Genomic DNA, 16,046 nt, shown 5'->3' on the forward strand with positions numbered 1-16,046 from the left:
CCGGGTCGCCCCCGGGAGCGCCCCGGAGGAGACCGACCGACGAGAGGTCCGCCCATGCGCCGCGCGCGTACGATCGCGAGAACACTGTCCGTCCCGGTGACCGTGGCCGTCTCCGCCACGCTGATCGGGGTCTGCGCGGCCCCGGCCACCGCCGCCCCGCCCGGCTCCGCCGGCGGCCCGCTGCCCCCCGGCGGCACCGAACGCCCGCTGCTCCAGCAGGCGCTGGACACCGTGCCGGGCTACGGGGTGCCCGGCGCGCTCACCGTCGTCGACGACGACCTCGGGCACTGGTCCGGCGGCAGCGGGGTCGGCGACGTCGCCACCGGTCAGGCGGTGCGGCCCGACGGGCGGTTCCGGGCCGGCAGCATCACCAAGACCTTCGTGGCGACCGTCGTGCTGCAACTGGTCGACGAGGGGCGGATAGGCCTGGACGACCCGATCGCCGACCACCTGCCCGGCCTGCTCCCCTACCCGCAGCCCATCACCGTGCGCCAGCTCCTGCAGCACACCAGTGGACTGCCCCGGGACGCCCGCTACTGGACCGACCTCGCCGGGATCGACACCGAGCGCTGGCGCCACCACGAGCCCGCCGAGCTGATCGCCGAGGCCACCCGGGAGCCGCTGGTCTTCGAGCCCGGCACCGGCTGGGCCTACTCCAACATCGGCTACCAGGTGCTGGGCCTGCTGGTGGAGGAGGTGACCGGCCGCCCCCTGTCCACCGAGCTGAACCGCAGGATCGTCCACCCGCTCCGGCTGCGCGGCACCTACCTGCCGGACCGTCTGCCCCTGGTGCTGTCGCCGGCGATGCGCGGCTACGAGGCACTCCACCCGCCGGGCACGGCGCTGACCGACGTCACGGAGTACGACATGTCGTGGATCTGGGCCGCCGGCGCCCTGGTGACCACCGGGGACGACCTCAACCGCTTCTACGACGCCCTCCTCGGCGGCGAGCTGCTCTCCGAGGAGGCGCTGGACCAGATGCGGACGACCGTGCCGATGCAGGAGGGCAGCCCGGCCGGCTACGGGCTGGGCCTGATGGCCCTGCCGATCGACTGCGGCACCCGGCAGTCCGTGCTGTGGGGGCACAACGGCGGCGTGCCGGGCTTCCTCTCCTACAGCCTGGTGGACGAGGCGGACGGCCAGCGGCTCACCATCGCGATGAACCAGGCGCTGACCGCCCCGGTCGAGACCGGGTACGGCGTCAACAACGTGCTGGGCGCGGTCTTCTGCGACCTCGACGCCCCGGGCGGGCCCGGTGCGGGCCCGGCGTCACCGCCGAACGCGGAGGGCCGGCCGTTCACCGCCGCCCTGCCCGACGGCCTGACCGACGTCCTGCCGGACGCCCCCGTCCGCCCCGGCACCGCCGCGCCGACGCCCACCGACTGACCCGGACTGGCGCACGGCGGGGCCCGGGCGGGCGCACGCTCCCCGAGCCCCGCCGGCCTCAGCCGTCCGCGGGTCCGGTGCCCGGAAGTAGGAGAACCACGCCCCCACGGCCACCCTCCTCTGCCTCGCCATGTGCGTTCGACCAGCGTACGGTTCTGGCGCCGGACGGAACCGCCCCAACCCCTGTTCGGGCCCGCGGGCTGTTTCGAGATCACGCTCCGCACGCCGTGGCGCGGCCACGGCACCGCGCACCGTCCACGGGTGCACGGCATGCGTGCTGAGCAGCGTCAACGGCACGTCAGGGTATGCACACTGGGCCAGACGGGATCGCCGGACATTGTGTTGATTGACAACACGCCACCTTGAACGTCCCAGCTCAACTCGTACGCGCCGAACGCGATGGGCGTGTAGCCGTCGTCGGCCATCCAAGAACTGGTCGCATGCCAGCCCACCTCGCTGGCTCCCACCACGTACACCTCGCCGCTGCCCGAGAACAAGAACGACGACTCCCTCACGACAGCCCGACAGCCCCCCGGGCCTTTGGGCTCGAGTACGTGGTAATCCGCAGTGAGGTCTCCGAGCGCACCGCACGCACTTCCCAGCCCTGCTGCGGCAGCCAGGACGGCGATGAACAAGCGGGACGGACGGCCACGCAACACCGCCTCATCAGTCACCGAGAGGCCGCGTGCGGCGGGGGTCCTGAGCAGCAGCAGCGAGACGGAGAGCAGGACCAGGCCCAGTGCCCAATGTGGGACCACGTGTTCTGCGACAACCAGCAGGAGACCGCTCCAGTTCGCTGCAACGGCCAGCGAGAGGCAGCCGACAGCCACGACCGTCCGCGGAAACAGGCGACCCGCTTCGCCGGCTCGTCGCTGCTGCAACCCCACCCGTCCCCCCCAATTGGTGGTCAGAGGCCCACTGGATCGCACACCGAAGTCAATCGGCCCCGTCCCTCGGCTGACCCGCGACGGGAGGTGCCCACACGGTGTCGCTCCCGGCACTACTGGCACCCGCCGAGACGCGCCGACGTCGTCCTTGGTTCCCCACGCCGCCGGCTGGACTTCCCCGGGCGGCGCCGAATCACCGGCACAACCACCCATGGGGACCGCGTCACATAGGTCGGCGGTCAACGTCCACGGCCGCGGACGCGACGCCCTACATCCAGTGGCCGGTGGCGCTCCAACCGAGGAACCTGCGGGCCTGCCCGAGGTCCTCGCCGCCGTCCGGGTCGAGGCTCCCACCGGCGTGGACCCGGTCCAGGCCGGCCAGCACCGGGGCGAGCCGGGCGCGGACGTGCCCGGGATGGCGGGACGCTTCGCGTTCCAGCCAGGACACGGTGGCGGCGCGCTCCGCGGCATCCGCCAGGGAGAGGTGGAAGATCACCTGCCGCCAGGCGTAGGCCGCGTTCTTGATGGTGCCCAGAGGGCGCGGGTTGCCCTCCAGGCGGGCAGTGAGCCGGCACACGGTGGTGAACGCGCGCCGTGCGAGCTCGGCCCAACCGGACTGCGGGGTGGCGCCGATCGGGCCGGCGAGGGCGGCCAGGTTGTGCGTGGTGAGGATCTGGGCCTGCTCGATCACCATGCCGTTGGCCGCGACCGCGCCGCCGGCCGTACCGGCGCGGTCCCGGCACAGCCGCGCGAACGCCTTCCCCGCGCGGTGCCCGCGTGTCGACGCACCAGCCAGGGCTGCGAGCACCGCCGGGTAGTCGATGCCGTAGTACGCGGCATACAGCGAACCGTGCAGCAGGTCCGCGGCGACGCGGGTCGCCTCCACGAACCTGTTCGTGAAGGTGCCCGTGAAGATGTCCGCCGCCAGTTCCTCGACCAGCGGAACCGGGACGCCGCCGGCGCGGGCCAGCGTGTTCAGCTCGCGCACCAGCGGGTTCGGCAGGACGGTGGCCGGGAAGGCGTCCAGGGCGAGTTCGCCCGGGTGTCGCAGGGTGGCGGTGGCGGACTGCCCCGCCCCGTCGCCGCTGCGGCGGCGGGAGGCCACGGCCCGCACCCAGGGCAGGTCCTCGAAGCGGGTCTGCCGCTGGAGGTCGACCAGCAGCAGGGAGCGGCGGTTGCGGAAGGCGCCGTAGGTGGCGCCCATCAGCCGGCGCAGCCGCGGGTCCGGGTAGGCGGCGGCCATGGTGGGGGCGACGAGCTGCGGGACGATCTCGGCGAGGACCTCGGCGGAGGGCACGACGCCACGTTCGATCAGCTCGCCCACCGGGGCGGCGAGTGCCTGACGGACGATCTGGGCCAGGTGGTCCGGTATGGGCGTGCCCGCGGGCAGGCCGGTCCGTCGCTGCTCGGCCTCGGTCACCGGACCGACGAACTGCTCGGCGAGCGGGGTGCCGACCTGCTGGGGGAGGTCGGCGAGGCGGCGCACCAGCAGCTGAGCCAGGGCGTGGTGGGAGGGGCGCGCCGCGTCGCCCGCCTGCCGGGCCCGCAGCGCGAGGAGTCGGGTGCTGCCGGGTGCGCCGCGGCGACGCACCATCGCGTCGACGGCGTGCTGGAGCAGGCCCCGCTGACGGGCGCTCAGGGTCCGGCCGGCGACCACGTCCTCCAGGGCGGTCCGAAGGATGGCCAGGTTCTCCTTCGGGCGGCGGTGCCGGCCGCACAGGGTGTGCTCCGCGGCCAGGTGGCGATATTCCTCCAGTAGGAGGGCCGCTTGCCGGAGCCAGTCGGCGTCGGGCCGCCGTTGGAGAACCCGGCCGTCCTCCACGGTGTGCATCCAGTGGGCGAGTAGCCGGTCGGCGAAGGGGTTCCACACGGTCAGCGCCTCGTTCATCGCCTCCACCGCGGGGTTGCGGCGGCGGCCGGCCATGACCTGGCTGACCTGCCCGACGGTGTGCCGGTACGCCGCCGCGGTCAGCGCCGGCAGCGGCTCGGGCGCGGGCCGTGGGGTGAACCGGAGCCGGTCGGCGAACGGTTCGAGCACGTCGACCAAACGTGTGGCGGAGGAGGCGTCACCGTCCTGCACCAGCCAGGCGACCGTCAGCAGGGCGGCCTCCTCCGGGACGTGGATCTCGTAGGCGCCGCTGGTCAGCACCCCGATCAGTTCCCTCATCCCGGGCTCGGTGAGGTGGTGGGCGAACAGCGCGCGGCGGTCGGCGGGAACACCCGCCCTGCGGGCGGCCTCGACCTCGTGGGGCAGCATCGGGCCGCCGGCAGCGGCCGCCCCGGTCGCGAAGCCCCCGCGGACCACCTCCGGGGTGACCCACGCGGGCAGGCCCGCCACCGGGGCCGACGACCCGATCCTCAACCGGCCGTCGGCCATGCCCGCCAGGACCGTCCGCCAGCGCTGGACGCGGCCCTCGGCACGCTCGCGGGTCTCCACGTCGTCGTGGGTGAGGGCGGTCTGGAACGCCCGAGCCAACTCCCGGGCCGGGTAACCCGAGCCCAGGGGTTGTGGCGTGTCATGGTGTGCGTTCATAGCCAGCGTGGCGGGTTCCGCCCCCGCGCCCTCCGGGTCAGCAGCCCGGCGCTCTCCTACTGAGCTACACGCTGATACGCCGCGGAGTCTACGTGGCCCCGCACGTCCGTGGCATCGTGGTGGACGGCTGGCGCCATGTAGGGCCCGCGGTAGTGGTCCTGCCCATGTCGGGACGGCCCCGCCGGGCCTGCGCCGGTCCACCGCGGCCCCGGTCGTCGGCCCGGGGGCCCTGTGGTCAGCCTCGGGACGCGGCGCGCAGCAGCCGCAGCTGCCCGATCTCGGCGACGTTCTTCATCAGTTCGGAGTTCACCCAGCCCACCATGTGGGCGACGGTGTGCTCGGGGTCGTTCGGCCAGGGGAAGGGCGCGACGGCGTCCAGGTCGGCGTCGGTGAGCCGCTCCAGCACCGCCAGCCAGTCAGCGCGCAGGCCGCGCAGCCACGCGACGGCGGCCGTCCCGTCGCCCGGCCAGGTGACCTCGGTGCGCTCGCGGGGCGGCCGTCCGGTGGCGTGGTCGATGGTCACGCTCCACCACCAGCCGATGTGCCAGCTCAGCCAGCCGATCGTGGGGACCGGGACGGGCTCCGGCTCGGTCTCCGCCCAGTCCGGCACCCACCGTCCGTCGGCGTCCGGACGGACGGTCCAGCTGTGGGCCGCCGGCTCCCACAGGAAGTCCTCCGGCTCCAGCCGCTCCAGGTGGTAGTCGAACAGGGACCAGGTGAGGTCGAACTGCCAGCGCAACAACTGACTTCGGGACACGCTCATCGGCCGACCGTGGCACACCGCCCCTGCGCCGGGAAACCGATTTTCCGCGGTCGCCGCCCGAGGATCAGCCGGCGTTCCGACGGCCGGGCGGAGAAAGCCGGTGCCGCGAGCGCCGTCGGGGCGGCAGACTGCTCGGATGTCCCTCGACTTCCCCGCCCTGGCCGACGCCTTCGGGCTGGGGCGACCGCTCGGCGAGCCCCGTCCGCTGGCGAACGGCGACCAGCCCTCCAGCACCCGCCTCCTCACCACCGACCGCGGCCGGTGGGTGGTGAAGACCGGCCGGCTGCAGGGCGAGTGGCACCGCGCGCAGATCCTCCAGGCGCACCGCCTGGAGAGCGCCGCGGTCGGGGCGGGCGTCCCGATGCCGCTGCCCGTCGAACCGCCGTCCCCGGCCGTCGGCTACTGGCACAGCCCGGACGGCCGGGAGCTGGTGCGCGTCACCGAGTGGATCGACGGCCACGACCTGCGGCGGGCCGGCGGAGCCACCCCCGCGGCGCTCGCCGAGGCGGCCGGGTGGGTGGGCGGCACGCTCGGCCGCATCGCGCTGCTGGACCTGGTGGACGACCTGGCGCACAACGACGACCCGCCGCACCCGATGGACGACTGGCGGGCGTGGGTGGCGGAGGCGGAGTGCACCGACCACCCGGTCGCCGCGCCCGCCAGGTCGCTGCTCCCCACCATCGAGGAGGCGACCGCGCTGGTCGCGCACGCCCGGCGGGACCGTCCTCGCGCAGTCCTGGCGCACCGGGACACCTCCCGGGCGAACGTGGTGCGCACGCCGACCGGCTACGCCCTGATCGACTGGGACGGCGTGGGCGCGGAGGTGCCGTGGTGGGAGGCGGTGAACGTGGCGTTCCGGTTCGGCGGCCCGTTCAACGGGCCCACGGCCGACGGCGACCCGCGGGTGGTCCGCCCGCTGATCGAGGGCTACCTCGACCGGGGCGGCCCCGCCGGTCCGGCCGACCCCCGCGCGTTCGCCGGCATGCTGCACAGCCAGCTCGCGCTCACCGCCTGGTGCCTGTGGCTGGCGTTGGGCCACCGGCAGGCCGACGCCGGCCGGCGGGCCTTCGGCCTGCGCCTCGTCACCACGGCGGCGCGGGAGCTGCCGCGCGTCCTGCGGTCGCTCGACCGCTGGAGCGCGCTGCTGCGCTGATCCGCGGGCCTACCAGCGGTGGTGGACCTGCGCGCGGATGGCGCGGTCGTACAGCGCGCGCACGGCCTCCAGCGTGCTCTCCGGCAGCGGGGGCAGCGCGGCCGCCGCGGCGTTGGCGAGCGCCTGCTCCGGGGAGCGGGCGCCGGGGATGACGGAGGTCACGCCCGGCTGCTGGATGATCCAGCGCAGCGCCGTCTGCGCCGGCGTGGCCCCGCTCGGGGCCAGCCCGGAGAACTCCACGGCGGCGTCGACGCCGGTGGCGAAGTCCACGCCGGAGAAGGTCTCGCCCTGGTCGAACGCCTCACCGGCACGGTTGTAGGTGCGGTGGTCGTCGGACGGGAAGACGGTCTCCCGGGTGTACCTGCCGGAGAGCAGTCCGGAGGCCAGGGGCACCCGGGCGATGATCCCCACCCCGGCCGCCGCGGCGGCCGGGAGGACCTCCTCCAGCGGCTTGAGCCGGAAGGGGTTGAGGATGATCTGCACGCTGGCCACGCCCGGCCGGGCGATGGCCGTCAGCGCCTCCGCGCAGGTCTCCACGCTCACCCCGTAGGCGGCGATCCGCTCCTCGGCCACCAGCGTGTCCAGGGCGTCGAAGACGGCGTCGGAGGAGTACACGGGGGTGGGCGGGCAGTGCAGCTGCACCAGGTCGAGGGTGTCCACGCCGAGGTTCGCCCGGGAGCGGTCCGTCCAGGCGCGGAAGTTGTCCAGGGTGTAGTGCCGCGGGTCCTGCTCCACCCGGCGGCCCATCTTGGTCGCGACCAGCACGCGCGCGTCGGGGCGGTCGCGCAGGTAGGCGCCGATCAGCCGCTCGCTGCGCCCGTCGCCGTAGACGTCGGCGGTGTCGAAGAAGGTCACGCCGGCCTCGACGGCGGCGTCCAGCACGGCCCGCGCCTCCTCCTCCCGCACCTCGCCCCAGTCGGCCCCGAGCTGCCAGGTGCCGAGTCCGATGACGGAGACCCGCTGGTCCGTCCTGCCGATGACGCGCTGCTCCATGATGTCCGGTGTCTTCCGTGCTCGGGTGTGGGCGGTTCGGTGGTGGGGCGCCCGGGTCCCGCCCCACAGGATCGCCGGACGGGTGGCCCGGCGTCCAATAGGGATCGGCGCTCACACTCATGAGCCGGCGTTCTGAATGGGTGGGGGGAGGCCGGCGGACGAGGGAGAAAAGTCTCCTTCCGGATAATCCGCCACGGACCCGATTGTTACCCTGGGGGCATGACCGCCATGACTCCCGCCCGCACCGAGGCGGACCTGTCGTTCCTGCTGGACCACACCGGCCACGTGCTGCGCACCCGGATGGCGGCGGCCCTCGCCGAGATCGGGCTGACCGCGCGCATGCACTGCGTCCTGGTGCACGCCCTGGAGGAGGAGCGCACCCAGATCCAGCTCGCCGAGATCGGCGACATGGACAAGACCACGATGGTGGTCACGGTGGACGCGCTGGAGAAGGCCGGCCTCGCCGAGCGCCGCCCCTCCAGCCAGGACCGCCGCGCCCGCATCATCGCGGTGACCGAGGAGGGCGCGCGGGTCGCCCAGCAGAGCCAGCGCATCGTCGACCGGGTGCACCACGAGGCGCTGGCCTCGCTCCCCGAGGAGGACCGCACCGCCCTGCTGCGCGCCCTGAACCACCTGGTCGAAGGGCACCTGGCCACGCCGGCGGAGAGTCCGCGACCGACCCGGCGGGCCCGCCAGCGCGAGAAGTGAGACCGAAAGAAATAGTCTGCAACGGAACTATCTGTTAAGGTCTCTCCTGTTGCCTCCGCCGACAGGAGAGACCCCATGTCCGTCACCTCCGCACCCTCCGCCCCATCCCCCTCCGCGACCTCACAGGCCGCTCCCGACGGGCGGTCACGCTGGCTGGCCCTCGGCGTCCTCGCCACCGGGATGCTGATGATCATCCTGGACGGCAGCATCGTCACCGTGGCGATGCCCGCCATCCAGAGCGACCTGGGCTTCACCCCCGCCGGGCTGAGCTGGGTGGTCAACGCCTACCTGATCGCCTTCGGCAGCCTGCTGCTGCTGGCCGGGCGGCTCGGCGACCTGATCGGCCGCAAGCGGATGTTCCTCCACGGCGTCGCCGTCTTCACCGCGGCCTCGCTGCTGGCCGGCGCCGCCACCTCCCCGGCGCTGCTGATCGCCGCCCGGTTCCTCCAGGGGGTCGGCAGCGCGATGGCGTCCGCGGTCAGCCTCGGCATCCTGGTGACGCTGTTCACCGAGCCGCGGGAGCGGGCCAGGGCGATCGCAATCTTCAGCTTCACCGGCGCCGCCGGCGCGTCGATCGGCCAGGTGCTCGGCGGCGTGCTCACCGACGCCCTGAACTGGCACTGGATCTTCCTGATCAACCTGCCCATCGGCATCGCGGCGCTCGCCGTCGCCGTGCCCGTCCTCCCGGCGGGCCGCGGACTCGGACTCGCCGCCGGGGCGGACCTGCTCGGCGCCGCCCTGGTCACCTCGGGCCTGATGCTGGCCATCTACACCGTCGTCCAGGTCGAGCAGAACGGCTGGACCTCGGCGCCCACCCTCGGCCTCGGCGCGGTCGCCGCCGCCCTGCTCGCCGCGTTCGTCGCCCGCCAGGCCACCGCGCGGACCCCCCTCATGCCGCTGCGGATCCTGCGCTCGCGCAGCGTCGCGGGCGCCAACCTGGTCCAGGTGCTGATGGTGGCCGCGCTGTTCTCCTTCCAGGTCCTGGTCGCCCTGTACCTGCAGCGGGTGCTCGGTTACGGCGCCGCCGCGACCGGCCTGGCGATGCTCCCGGCGGCGGTGGTCATCGGCGCGGTGTCGCTCGGCGTCTCCACCCGGTTGAACGCCCGCTTCGGCGAACGCAACGTCCTGCTGGCCGGGCTCGTGCTGCTGATGGGCGTGCTGGGGCTGCTCGCCCGGGTGCCCGTGCGGGCGGACTACCTCACCGACCTGCTGCCCGTGATGCTGCTCGCGGCCGGCTTCGGCCTGGCCCTGCCGGCGCTCACCTCGCTCGGCATGTCCGGGGCCGGCGAGGACGACGCCGGCCTCGCCTCCGGACTGTTCAACACCACCCAGCAGATCGGGATGGCGCTGGGCGTCGCGGTGCTGTCCACCCTGGCGGCCTCCCGGACCGAGCGGCTGCTGGCCTCCGGCCACGGCGAGGCCGAGGCACTGACCAGCGGCTACCACCTGGCCTTCGGCGTCGGCGCGGGGCTCCTGGTCACCGCCTTCGTCGTCGCCGCCACGGTGCTCCGCCAGCCGCGTCGGACCTCCGGCCGGGCGCCCTCGGACGGCACCGCCGGCACCCCGCACGCCCCCGTTCTGTGACCACCCCCCGACACGCCACCGAGGAGCGAGCCGTGACCCCCACCACGACCACCGACACGCCCGACGAGACCCGCGACGGGGCCGGGAACCCGCCCCGCCCCGAGTCCCCCGGCCCGATCAGCGCCCCCCGGGAGCGCGGACCGGCCGCCGGCCCGGCCCCCCGCGCGCTCACCGAGGAGGAGAGCTCCCGGCTGCTGGCCGAGCAGCGGTTCGGGGTGCTCGCCAGCGTCCGCCGCGGCGGCCAGCCCCACCTGTCGACCGTGCTGTACCACTGGGACCCGGAGGCGCGCCTGCTGCGGGTCTCCAGCACGGCCGACCGCCTCAAGGTCCGTCAGCTGCGGCGCGACCCCAACGCCGCACTGCACGTGACCGGGCCCGACGTGTGGTCCTTCGCGGTGGCCGAGGGCCGGGCGGAGGTCTCGGAGGAGACGACCACGCCGGGAGACGCGATCGGCCGGGAACTGCTCTCCCTGACGCCCGGGTTCGCCGACCCCGAGGAGGAGGCCGCGTTCCTCGACCAGTTGGTGGCGGAGCGGCGCGTGGTGATCCGGATCCGGGTGTCCCGGCTCTACGGGACGGCGCTGGACATCCCCGCACCGGAGGAACCGACCCGCTGACACCGCCACACGGCTCGCCACGCGGCGGGGACGAGCACCGAGCCACGGCCGCACCGGCCGTGGCTCGCCGGCGTCCGCGGCCCGCCGCGGCCCGCCGGGGGCCGCCGGCCACCCCGGCCGCCATCCACCCGCCTGGACGAAGAGTCCGATCTGGACATAGAGTCCGGGCATGGAGATGGTGGGAGACGACGCCGACCCGCGCGTGCGGGCGTGGTCACCGGCGTGCCGGGCCGTGGCGGCGCTGCTCGGCCCGTACGCCGAGGTGGTCCTGCACGACGCGCGGCGCGACGTGGTGCTGGCCGTCTGGAACCCGATGACCGCCCGTCGCCCCGGGGACCCCTCCCTGCTGGGCGAGCTGGACCGGCTGGAGGCGGCCGGCGGCGACGTCCACGGGCCCTACGAGAAGCTGCTGGCCGACGGCCGCCGGCTGTCCTCGGTCAGCGCCGTCCTGCGCGACGGGGACGGCGAGCCGGCGGCCGTGATGTGCGTCAACCTCGACCGCACCCCGCTGGAGCGGGCCGCCGCCGTGCTGACCGCCTTCGCCGCGCCGTCGGCGCCACGCCCGGAGCCGCTGTTCGAACAGGACTGGACCGAGCGGGTGCACGAGATCGTCGGCTCCTTCGTCCGGGCCCGTGGCCGCGCCGTCGAACGCCTCGGTCGCGACGACCGCCTCGCCGTCCTGCGCGAACTCGACCAGGCCGGGGTGTTCGCGATGCGCCGCGCCGTCCCGGTCGTCGCCGGCGCGCTGCGGACGTCCCGTTCCACCGTCTACGCCCTGCTCGCCGAGCTCAGATCCCCCAGGAGCGCCCCGTGACCGCACTGCCCGACTTCCGGCTGGAGACCTACTTCTCCCGCTGGGAGTTCACGGCCCGTTACCACCTGACCGCCTCCGACGCGCAGACCATGACCATGGCCGAGCTGCTGGAGCTGGCCGACGCCGAGGACCGGCACGCCTGGGAGACGCTGACCCTCGGCTACACGCAGACCTTCGGCGACCCGGCCCTGCGGCAGGCGATCGCCGCGACGTACGCCCACGCCGACCCCGACGACGTGATCTGCTTCGCCGGCGCGGAGGAGGCCCTCTACCTCGCCATGCACGTCCTGCTCGGGCCCGAGGACCACGCGGTGGTCGTCACCCCGAACTACCAGGCGGCCGAGACCGTCCCGCTGTCACTGTGCCAGGTGACCGGGGTGGCGCTGGACGCCGAGCGCGACTGGGCGCTGGACGTGGACCGGGTGGCCGCCGCCATCCGGCCGAACACCCGGGTGGTCTCGGTCAACTTCCCCAACAACCCGACCGGGAAGGTCGTCGACGCGGCGGACTTCGCCCGGCTGGTCCGGCTGTGCGACGAGCGGGGTGTGCACCTGTTCAGCGACGAGGTCTACCGCGGCCTCGAACGCGACCCGGCCCGCACCCTGCCGCAGGCCGCGGACCTCTCCCAGCGGGCCCTTTCGCTGAACGTCACCTCCAAGTCACTGGGGCTGCCCGGGCTGCGGATCGGCTGGATCACCTGCCGGGACCGGAAGTTGCGCGCCCGGCTGGAGCGCGCCAAGCACTACACCACCATCTGCAACTCGGCCCCCAGCGAGGTGCTGGCCCGCATCGCCCTCAAGGCGCGGACACGCATCCTGGAGCGCAACCGGGCCGTCATCGCGGACAACCTGCCGGTGTTCGACGCCTTCTTCGCGGAGTTCGACGACCTGTTCGAGTGGAGCGCCCCCGACGGCGGCTGCGTCGCCTTCCCGCGCTACCTCGGCTCCGACGGGGTGGAGGAGTTCTGCGCCCGGCTGGTCGAGGAGGTCGGGGTGCTGCTGCTGCCGGCGAGCGTCTACCGCTCCGAGCTCACCGCCACGCCGACCGACCGCTTCCGCGTCGGCGTGGGGCGCCTCGACCCCGCGCCCGCCCTGGAGGCGTTCTCCGGCTGGCTGCGCGCCCGTCGCCGATCCGGCGTCCGGCCCGCGCGCGGCCCGTTCAGCTCCGGGTGATCCGGGCGACCAGGTCGCGCCAGCCCGCCTCCAGCCGCTCCAGGTCCATGCCGCGCTGTCGGGTGAGGTGGTTCAGCAGCGGCACGTCCAGGTAGCCCAGGAGCACCTCGGCGAGCAGTTCGTCGTCGCCGCCGGTACCGATCTCGCGCAGCAGCGTGGTGATGTGGATCCGGCGGACGTTGCGCGGTCCGGCGGCGTAGCGGCGGGCCGGGTCGGGCTCGGCGGCCAGCAGCAGCTCCCGGTGGGCGGCCAGGTGCCGCAGCGTGGCGCCGCCGAACGCCGACAGCCGCTCCAGGGCGGGGGCGGCCGGGCCGAGCGGCGGCGGGCCGGAGAGGAAGGACTCCTGGTAGACCCGCTCGGAGTGGTCGAGCAGGGCCATCAGCAGTCCGGTGCGGTCGCCGAAGCGGCGGAAGACGGTCCCCTTGCCCACCGAGGCGGCGGCCGCGACGGCTTCCATGGTGAGCTGCTCGGCGCCGTGCTCGGCCACCAGTCGGCTCGCCGCCTCCAGCAGGCGCGCCCGGTTCCGGGCGGCGTCCGCGCGCATGGGGATCTGGTTGGTGGCCAGCGGCAGCAGCCTGGGCTCGCTCCCGTCGTCGTGGAGCCGTGCGGATGGGGTCATGTGCTGAGCGTACCCGCCTCCGAGGCGAAGTGGACCCCGGTCCGGTTCCGTGTTACAACATATCCGGACCTCGGTCCGGTTTACTTTCTTCTCAGTTGGGAGAGCCCATGTCTGTCCGCATCCTCGCCCTGGTCGGCAGCCTCCGCGCCGGTTCGCACAACCGCCAGCTCGCCGAGGCCGCCGTCAAGCTCGCCCCCGAGGGCGTCGAGGTCGAGCTCTTCGAGGGCCTGGCGGATGTCCCCTTCTACAACGAGGACATCGACGTGGAGGGCGGCGCCCCGGCCACGGCCCTGCGCCTGCGCGAGGCCGCCGCCGCCAGCGACGCCGTCCTGCTGTTCTCGCCGGAGTACAACGGCACCATGCCGGCCGTGCTGAAGAACGCCATCGACTGGCTGTCCCGCCCGTACGGCGCCGGCGCCCTCGTCGGCAAGCCGGTGGCCGTCGTCGGCACCGCGTTCGGCCAGTACGGCGGCGTGTGGGCGCAGGACGACGCCCGCAAGTCCGTGGGCATCGCCGGCGCCGTCGTCGCGGAGGAGATCAAGCTCTCCATCCCGGGTTCGCTCACCCGCTTCGCCGAGACCCACCCGGTGGACGACGCCGAGGTCGCCGAGCAGCTCACCACGGTGCTCTCCAGCCTGGTGGCCGTGGCCACGACCAAGGCCGCCTGAGCATCCCCCGCCCGGGACACCGGGCAGGCCACCGGGCTCGACCGGACGGGCGGGCGCCCGCGGGGCGGAGACGGAAGTCCTCCGACCGCGGTCGCCCGCCCGTCCGCGTCCCGCCCCCCACCGGGAGAGGGCGGAGGGCTCAGGCCTGGACCAGCCCCGGGTTGCCGGCCTCGGTCACGAAGGAGGCGGCCGTGGTGAGCGGCGCGTCCGGCACGGTGACGGAGGGCAGGGTCTTGAAGTCGGCCCGTGCGGACTCCTCGCCCAGCTCCACCGTGACGTAGCCGCGGCGGCCGTCGTAGAACCGCAGGTGCGGGTTGGCGGCCAGGTAGGTGGCCCAGTTGGACGGCCGCTGCGTGCCGTTCCCGCCGCTGGAGACGGAGGTCGCCACGATCTCCGTGCCGATGGTGCGGGAGGACGGGTCGTCGAAGTCCTGCTTCAGGTCGAAGGCGTAGTGCACGTGGACGTCACCGGTGAGCACCATCAGGTTCTCCACTCCGGCGGTCCGCGCGCCGTCGAGGAAGCGCTGGCGGGCGGCCGGGTAGCCGTCCCAGGAGTCCATGCTCAGCTTGAAGGCGGCGCTGGTGGAGTTGCGCCGCCGCGCGAAGGTGACCTGCTGCGGCACCACGTTCCAGCGCGCCTGCGAGGAGCGCCAGCCGTTCAGCAGCCAGCGCTCCTGCTCCGCCCCGAGCATGGTGCGCGTCGGGTCCTCGGACTCCGGGCCCGGCGTCTGCCAGCCGTCGCCGTACGCCTGGTCGGACCGGTACTGACGGGTGTCCAGGACGTCGAACTGGGCGAGCCGGCCGAACTCCAGCCGGCGGTACAGCCGCATGTCGGCGCCCTCGGGCTGCTGGGGCCGGCGGAGCGGCATGTTCTCCCAGTAGGCCCGGTAGGCCGCGGCGCGGCGGAGCAGGAACTCCTCCGGCGGGACGCCGTTCTCCGGGGTGCCGTTCGCGTAGTTGTTCTCGGTCTCGTGGTCGTCCCAGGTCACGACGAACGGGTGGGCGGCGTGCGCGGCGATCAGGTCGGGGTCGGACTTGTACAGGGCGTACCGCAGGCGGTAGTCCTCCAGGGTGACCGTCTCGTGGTTGTAGTGGGCCGGGATGACGCGGTCGGTGTAGGCGCGGGCGCCGCCGGTCGCGCCCACCGCGTACTCGTACAGGTAGTCGCCGAGGTGGAAGACGGCGTCCAGGTCCTCCGCCGCGAGGTGCCGGTAGGCGGTCCAGTAGCCCTGGTCGTAGCGCTGGCAGGAGACGACGCCGAAGCGCATGCGCTCGACCCGGGCGCCCCGTGCGGGCGCGGTGCGGGCGCGACCGGCCGGGCTGGTCCAGGGGCCGACCCGGAACCGGTAGTAGTAGTGGCGGTCCTGCCGGAGGCCGTGCACCTCGACGTGGACGGCGTGGTCGAACTCCGGGTGCGCCGGGGCGGTGCCCCGCTTGACGACGTGCTGGAACCGCTCGTCCGTCGCCACCTCCCACTCCACGTCGAAGCGGGCCCGCGGCAGCCCGCTGCCGGGCTCGTAGGGGGAGGGCGCGAGCCGGGTCCACAGCAGGACCGACTCCGGCATCGGGTCACCGGAGGCGACGCCGAGGGTGAACGGGTCCTGACGGATCCGCTCCCCGCCCAGCTCGGCGGCGTGCGCCGTGCCGGGCATGTTCACGGCGAAGGCGAGGGCGGCCACGGCGCCGGTGGTGGTCAGGAACCGGCGGCGCGCGATCCGGCCGGCGGCGGCGCGGAACTCGGGGGTGTGGGCGTGCGTCTGCTGGGACACGACGGACGTCTGCCTTCCTGCGGTGGGTGAGCGACGCCACAGATTGCAGGGCCGCCAGGAGTCGTCCGGCTGAAGGACGCATGTCCTGAACATGGCGGAACGGTGAGATCCGAGTGGCCGTCAGGGCGTCGCCGCACGCCAGGGCAGGACCGCCCAAGATCGTGCTACAATGCCCACACGCCGGATGATCTGACGGGGAACACCCCTCTTCCCGGTGTGAGATCCCGCGGGCCTACAGCGCCCGCTCCGCGAGCCGTGCGAGCCGCTGTCGCTCCCACGCCACCGCGCCCGCTCCCGTTCCACGGCAGTGCCCTGCCGGGAACGCGGGCCGCTCCCCACCCGTGTCGGCCACGCCGGCACCTTCGGCATGCCCAACCTCCG

Annotated in this window: 14 protein-coding genes and 1 tRNA gene; 8 read left to right on the plus strand and 7 right to left on the minus strand. The window is 74.1% G+C overall.

Features of this window, described 5'->3' with window-relative positions; genetic code table 11:
* Positions 1-54: 54 nt before the first annotated feature.
* Positions 55-1,386 carry a serine hydrolase domain-containing protein gene (locus tag FHU37_RS08290; RefSeq protein WP_179813567.1) on the plus strand — a complete coding sequence of 444 codons (1,332 nt, stop codon included), beginning with the start codon at positions 55-57 and terminating at the stop codon, positions 1,384-1,386.
* A gap of 287 nt (positions 1,387-1,673) precedes the next feature.
* On the opposite strand, the gene FHU37_RS08295 is transcribed toward FHU37_RS08290, so the two are convergent.
* The 4 genes from FHU37_RS08295 to FHU37_RS08310 all read right to left on the minus strand — a co-directional run bounded on the left by FHU37_RS08295 (position 1,674) and on the right by FHU37_RS08310 (position 5,569).
* Positions 1,674-2,273, minus strand: coding sequence for a hypothetical protein (locus FHU37_RS08295; RefSeq protein WP_179813568.1), 600 nt, complete (start codon positions 2,271-2,273; stop codon positions 1,674-1,676).
* Between the two features lie 268 nt (positions 2,274-2,541).
* Positions 2,542-4,806 carry a hypothetical protein gene (locus tag FHU37_RS08300; RefSeq protein WP_179813569.1) on the minus strand — a complete coding sequence of 755 codons (2,265 nt, stop codon included), beginning with the start codon at positions 4,804-4,806 and terminating at the stop codon, positions 2,542-2,544.
* Positions 4,807-4,808: 2 nt separating this feature from the next.
* Positions 4,809-4,880, minus strand: a tRNA-Ser gene (locus FHU37_RS08305).
* A 161-nt stretch (positions 4,881-5,041) separates the two neighbouring features.
* Positions 5,042-5,569: a DinB family protein gene (locus FHU37_RS08310; protein ID WP_179813570.1), complete on the minus strand. Its 528-nt coding sequence runs from the start codon at positions 5,567-5,569 to the stop codon at positions 5,042-5,044.
* 136 nt (positions 5,570-5,705) lie between these two features.
* On the opposite strand from FHU37_RS08310, the gene FHU37_RS08315 reads away from it, so the two are divergent.
* Entirely contained in the window at positions 5,706-6,722 is a 1,017-nt protein-coding gene (locus FHU37_RS08315; protein ID WP_179813571.1) for an aminoglycoside phosphotransferase/kinase family protein, read from the plus strand.
* A gap of 9 nt (positions 6,723-6,731) precedes the next feature.
* On the opposite strand, the gene FHU37_RS08320 is transcribed toward FHU37_RS08315, so the two are convergent.
* A complete protein-coding gene (locus FHU37_RS08320; RefSeq protein WP_179813572.1) occupies positions 6,732-7,715 on the minus strand; it encodes an aldo/keto reductase in 984 nt (327 codons plus the stop codon).
* A 219-nt stretch (positions 7,716-7,934) separates the two neighbouring features.
* Here FHU37_RS08320 and FHU37_RS08325 point away from each other — a divergent pair, with 219 nt between their 5' ends.
* From FHU37_RS08325 to FHU37_RS08345, 5 genes are all read left to right on the plus strand, one after another.
* Positions 7,935-8,423: a MarR family winged helix-turn-helix transcriptional regulator gene (locus FHU37_RS08325; protein ID WP_179813573.1), complete on the plus strand. Its 489-nt coding sequence runs from the start codon at positions 7,935-7,937 to the stop codon at positions 8,421-8,423.
* 75 nt (positions 8,424-8,498) lie between these two features.
* Positions 8,499-10,007: an MFS transporter gene (locus FHU37_RS08330; protein ID WP_179813574.1), complete on the plus strand. Its 1,509-nt coding sequence runs from the start codon at positions 8,499-8,501 to the stop codon at positions 10,005-10,007.
* 116 nt (positions 10,008-10,123) lie between these two features.
* Positions 10,124-10,624 (plus strand): PPOX class F420-dependent oxidoreductase, encoded by a 501-nt coding sequence (locus FHU37_RS08335; RefSeq protein ID WP_179816116.1) that lies wholly within the window; start codon positions 10,124-10,126, stop codon positions 10,622-10,624.
* Between the two features lie 169 nt (positions 10,625-10,793).
* The gene (locus tag FHU37_RS08340; RefSeq protein ID WP_179813575.1) at positions 10,794-11,438 is read left to right on the plus strand and encodes a helix-turn-helix transcriptional regulator; all 645 of its coding nucleotides are present in this window, start codon (positions 10,794-10,796) and stop codon (positions 11,436-11,438) included.
* Positions 11,435-12,610 carry an aminotransferase class I/II-fold pyridoxal phosphate-dependent enzyme gene (locus FHU37_RS08345; RefSeq protein ID WP_179813576.1) on the plus strand — a complete coding sequence of 392 codons (1,176 nt, stop codon included), beginning with the start codon at positions 11,435-11,437 and terminating at the stop codon, positions 12,608-12,610. Before FHU37_RS08340 ends, FHU37_RS08345 begins: the two co-directional genes overlap by 4 nt.
* On the opposite strand, the gene FHU37_RS08350 is transcribed toward FHU37_RS08345, so the two are convergent.
* Entirely contained in the window at positions 12,597-13,229 is a 633-nt protein-coding gene (locus FHU37_RS08350; RefSeq protein WP_376773908.1) for a TetR/AcrR family transcriptional regulator, read from the minus strand. The genes FHU37_RS08345 and FHU37_RS08350 overlap by 14 nt on opposite strands.
* Positions 13,230-13,336: 107 nt before the next feature.
* Here FHU37_RS08350 and FHU37_RS08355 point away from each other — a divergent pair, with 107 nt between their 5' ends.
* Positions 13,337-13,897: an NADPH-dependent FMN reductase gene (locus tag FHU37_RS08355; protein ID WP_179813577.1), complete on the plus strand. Its 561-nt coding sequence runs from the start codon at positions 13,337-13,339 to the stop codon at positions 13,895-13,897.
* 139 nt (positions 13,898-14,036) lie between these two features.
* On the opposite strand, the gene FHU37_RS08360 is transcribed toward FHU37_RS08355, so the two are convergent.
* The gene (locus FHU37_RS08360; RefSeq protein ID WP_376773909.1) at positions 14,037-15,665 is read right to left on the minus strand and encodes an alkaline phosphatase D family protein; all 1,629 of its coding nucleotides are present in this window, start codon (positions 15,663-15,665) and stop codon (positions 14,037-14,039) included.
* Between the last annotated feature and the right edge of the window lie 381 nt (positions 15,666-16,046).

Source organism: Allostreptomyces psammosilenae (assembly GCF_013407765.1).
GTDB classification, from domain to species: Bacteria; Actinomycetota; Actinomycetes; order Streptomycetales; family Streptomycetaceae; genus Allostreptomyces; species Allostreptomyces psammosilenae.